A 4,637-nucleotide genomic window follows, 5' to 3' on the forward strand; every position below is an offset into this window, starting at 1 on the left:
CTATGGATTGCTGACGGGGCGCTACTGCTGGCGCACCGTCCAGAAAACCGGCGTGCTGGGCGCAGACGCGCCGGCGCTGATTCCGGATGACCGGATGACGTTGGCGTCCTTGCTGCGGGACCAGGGCTATGCCACGGCCATGATCGGGAAATGGCACCTCGGAATGGATATCCCCGGCACCAATGGCGACCGCGACTTTTCCCTGCCGATCGATGACATGCCGTTGGATGTCGGATTCGACTATTTCTACGGGATTCCGGCGTCCATGAATTTCGGCTATCTGGCGTGGATCGAGGGGCGCTATACGGCGGTGAATCCGACCCTGTTCACCTCCAAGAAAGCCAACACGCTGGCGGGGGCTTTCAGCGACTACCGCATCACCCCGCCGTACGACCAGACCAGCGGCCTGGAAGTGGCGTCCGACTTCGATGACATTCTCTGCCTGACCCGCTTTACCGATAAGGCGATCGAATGGATGGAGCCGCGAGTGGATGAGGCCCGTGCCGGAAACCCGTTCTTTATCTATATCCCGCTCACTTCATCCCACAAACCGGTCATTCCCCGGGAGGATTTTCAAGGATTGAGCGCCGCCGGCGCCTATGGCGATTTCGTGATGGAGACCGATTACCACATCGGGAACATCCTCAAGTTTCTCGACGAAAGCGGGCTGGCGAACAATACCCTGGTCATCGTGACCAGCGACAACGGCCCCGAGAGCACATACGGCTCCCGGGTTTCCACCTACGGCCACGACAGCGCGGGCATTTACCGTGGCGGCAAACGGGATATCTACGAAGGGGGGCACCGGGTTCCCTTCGTGGTCCGCTGGCCGGCCGGAATTGCGTCTCCGGGACGGGTGTATGATAAACCCGTCTGCCAAACCGATTTGCTGGCAACCCTGGCGGACCTGCTCGGCGTTGTGCTGGATGACGACAGCGGCGAGGACAGCGTCAGCTTCTACGACGTCCTGCGGGACGCTTCGGCGGCGCCGACCCGGTTGCCGATGGTGCACCATGAGATGAACGGCCGGTTTGCGGTCCGCTCCGAAGACTGGAAGCTGGTGATGCCCTGGGAGGGTTCCGGCTACGAACTCTACGACCTTTCATCGGATCCCGCCGAAACGAACAATGTCTACGCGGCGAATCCAACCCGCGCGGCCGACTTGGAGGCGAAGTTGACCGCGATCGTCACCGGCGGCCGCACGACGGCGGGCGCGGCCGTGGGCAACGACACGGAGTGGTGGGACGATCTGGAGTGGATCGACGAAGCGGATTACTAAAGGTAGGGAAACCGGAATATGAAGTATTTTATAAACGGCATGCTGTTGCTGGGGGCGGCGCTTTGCAGTCTCGCCGGGAATATGAATCCGGACAAACCCAATGTCCTGCTGATCTATTACGACGACATGGGCTACAGCGACGTCGGGGCCTATGACACCAATCAGGTTTCCTATACGCCCCATCTGGATGCCTTCGCGGCGGAGGGCATGCGGTTTACGGCCGGGCATTCGGCGGACGCCGTCTGTACGCCTTCGCGGTATGCGCTGATGACGGGCCGCTACTGTTGGCGCACCAGCCTGAAAACCCATGTGCTCGGGGGATATTCTTCCCCGCTGATGGCGGCAGACCGCTTGACGATCGGAAAAATGTTCCAGGATCTCGGCTACGAAACCGCCATGGTGGGCAAGTGGCATGTCGGCATGCAGTTCTATGCGCCGGATGGCTCCGCCGTCAGTCTGGGAAATGATTCCGATGTGTTGGGAACCAACACCGCGTCGACCGCCGACGATGAAATCGATTTTTCGCTGCCGTTAACCCGGACGCCCAATGCGAACGGCTTCGATTATTATTTCGGCACCGCCGCCTCGCTCGACATGCCTCCCTATACCTGGATTGAAAACCAGACCGTGCTGTTCAAGGGGGGGCTGGTGACCAACGGGACGGTGGTCTTCAGCCAGGCGCGGCCGGCCGTCAACGGGGATTTTCTCGAAGGCGAACCGATCGGCGCGGTCAACAATGTGCGCGACGGGGTTTATGATCCGAATTTTGTCTGTTCGGACTACCTGCAGGTGCAGGCCGCCAAGGTGGCGGAAATCCTGGCCCTGCGCGCCGCCGACGATGAGCCGTTCTTCATCTATGTGCCGGTGCCGGCGCCGCACCTGCCCTGGGCCGTTCAGGAGGCGTTTTCCGGCACCGCCCCCTTTGCCTACGGCGACTATCTGGCGCAGACCGACCATTATACCGGCCAGATTCTCGATGCGCTCGCCGACCGCGGATTGGCCGGCAATACCGTGGTCCTGATCACCAGCGATAACGGCCCCTCGAAAAATGCCATGCCGTCCAGCCTTTCGAACGGCCATGACTGCAACGGCCCCTTCCGCGGTCAGAAACTCGACAACTGGGAAGGCGGAACCCGCGTTCCGTTCATGATCCGCTGGCCCGCGCTGATTGCGCCCGGGGCGACGACAACCCATTTCTGCTGGCAGGGTGATTTTCTCGCCACCATGGCCGAGTTCCTGAATTACGACCTCACGCCCGACCAGGCGCCGGACGCCGAAAGTTTTCTGTCCGTTTTGAAAGGCGAGGCGATGCCGGCGGCCCGGCGGCCGGCCACCATCCAGCACGCCTACAACGGCCAGTGCGCCATCGTTGACCAAGACGGGGTGTGGAAGCTGCTCGACGGCACCGGCGGCAACGGCTCCAATTCCTACGATTCGCAAAACAATCCGCTGACGTCCGCCGAGGCCGCCGGCGTAATCTTCGGCTCGCCGCGCCAGCTCTTCAACCTCTCCACCGATCCCGGCGAGGACCACAATCTGCTGAGTACGACCCCGACCCAAGCGGCCCTCGACAAGGAAGCGCAGCTCTATGCCTTGCTCAACGAGATCCGCGGCAACACCACCTACGGCACCGACGGCGACAGCAACGTGCCGCCGATCGATACCGACGGCGACGGCATCCCGAGCTATTTCGAACGTGCAACCGAAGGGCTCGACCGGGCCGATCCGTCCGACGCCGCGAAGGATTTCGACGGCGACAAGTTGAGCAACCTGCTGGAATACGAAAACGAGTCCGATCTCTACGACGCGGATACCGACGGCGACCGGCTGGAAGACGGACTCGAGGTGCTGACCTACGGTTCGCGACCCAACCGCCCCCATTCGGACACGGATTCCCTGGAGGACGGCGACGAGGTGCTCATCTGGGGAACGGACCCAATCCGGGCGGATACGGACGGCGACGGCGTCGATGACGACGACGAACTCGAGGGATTTTCCAATCCCCGGAATGCCGGTTCGACGGCGGTAACCACAAACATCGTGGTGGCGCTCGATCCGGATGTCGTCCAACTGGCCGGATACAACGGAACCGTCGACGATCCCGATGACGAGGAGGGGGGCGACGACTGGGCCGGCTCCGGAACCCTGTTCGTGCGCTCGCGGGCCACCAACCGGCTTGAAGAAAAAACCCGCTGCTTCCTGCGCTTCGATCTCAGCGGCATTCCGCAGAATATTGAAAGCGCGCGGCTGCGCATTCATCAGATCGACCGGCTCAACGATTCCAACACCGGGGATTTGCAGCTCGCGCGGGTGACGGACTTTTGGGATGCCGCAGTCGGAAGCTACCCGCTTTTCGACGGCACCGGGGTAACCAATGGGTTTGTCTTAGGGAACAACGGCGATTTCGGTTTGGATGTCGATGCGTCCGGCTTTTACAGCGGCACCGTCGGCGTTCCGGGAACCGATGCCGGGTTCGATGTAACCGCGATGGTGCAAGCCTGGTGCGAAGGGACGGCACCCAACTATGGCTTCCGCATTGCGTTCGACCAGACCGGCAACGTCGGCGCGGCCTTTTCGACCGAGGACGATCCCCTGACCATCGGCACCAACGAAGCGCCGCAGCTGATGGTCACCGCGTTGGAAGTGGTCAGCGCGGACGCGGATAACGATCGGCTCCGGGATGCCTACGAACTCGAAATGTTCGGGGGGTTGAGCCAGTCCGGAACGAATGATTTCGACGGCGACGGCGTGAACAACCTGATTGAGCAGGCGTTGGGAAGCGATCCGACCGGCAGCAATTCGGTGCCCGTATATTCCATCATCCTGACCAATGAAACGGAGGTGGCCTTTTCCTATCGCCGCTGCAATCAGGCCGGCCTGGGGATCGAAGTGTTGGTTTCCAATGATCTGACGAACTGGAATGCCTATACGGAATATTATGCCGAAACGGCTTCCGCCGCGGAGCCGGGAGCGGATTATGAGACGGTGCTTCTGGAACCCGTCGACGGCACGCCGGATCATCTGTTCTACCGCATTTCGGTGCATGCGCTGGATTGCGGAACCGCAACCGATTCCACCAACGCACCGTTTAGCGGCGTGCTGGCTTTGTACGATGCCCAGGCCGATACGAACGGCAATTTCAACACCGGCTCCTTTGAGTCGCTGGATCCCGATGTCACCACCACGGCAGCGCGGCTGGTTCAGGGCGGTTCGCTCAACGGCGGCGGTCAAAATAAATATGTTTTAACCCGTGCCGTATTCGATGCGAGCGCTTCCGGTTCGCCCGGCTTCAATTTTGCCGGAACGGCCCTGGCGGACCAGCGCGCCGCTACGGGCGCCGGGGACTGGTTCGCTTTCA

General features: G+C 61.4%; 2 protein-coding genes. Both read left to right on the forward strand.

Annotated elements, in window-relative coordinates:
• Positions 1–1,279 (forward strand): sulfatase-like hydrolase/transferase (locus tag ABYO54_RS14275; RefSeq protein ID WP_372808919.1); only part of this gene is annotated, 1,279 nt, incomplete at its 5' end.
• 18 nt (positions 1,280–1,297) lie between these two features.
• On the forward strand, positions 1,298–4,637 hold a 3,340-nt coding region (locus ABYO54_RS14280; RefSeq protein ID WP_372808920.1), incomplete at its 3' end, for a sulfatase-like hydrolase/transferase.

Origin of the sequence: Pontiella sp., from assembly GCF_041622395.1 — a bacterium.
In the GTDB taxonomy this organism is placed as follows: domain Bacteria; phylum Verrucomicrobiota; class Kiritimatiellia; order Kiritimatiellales; family Pontiellaceae; genus Pontiella.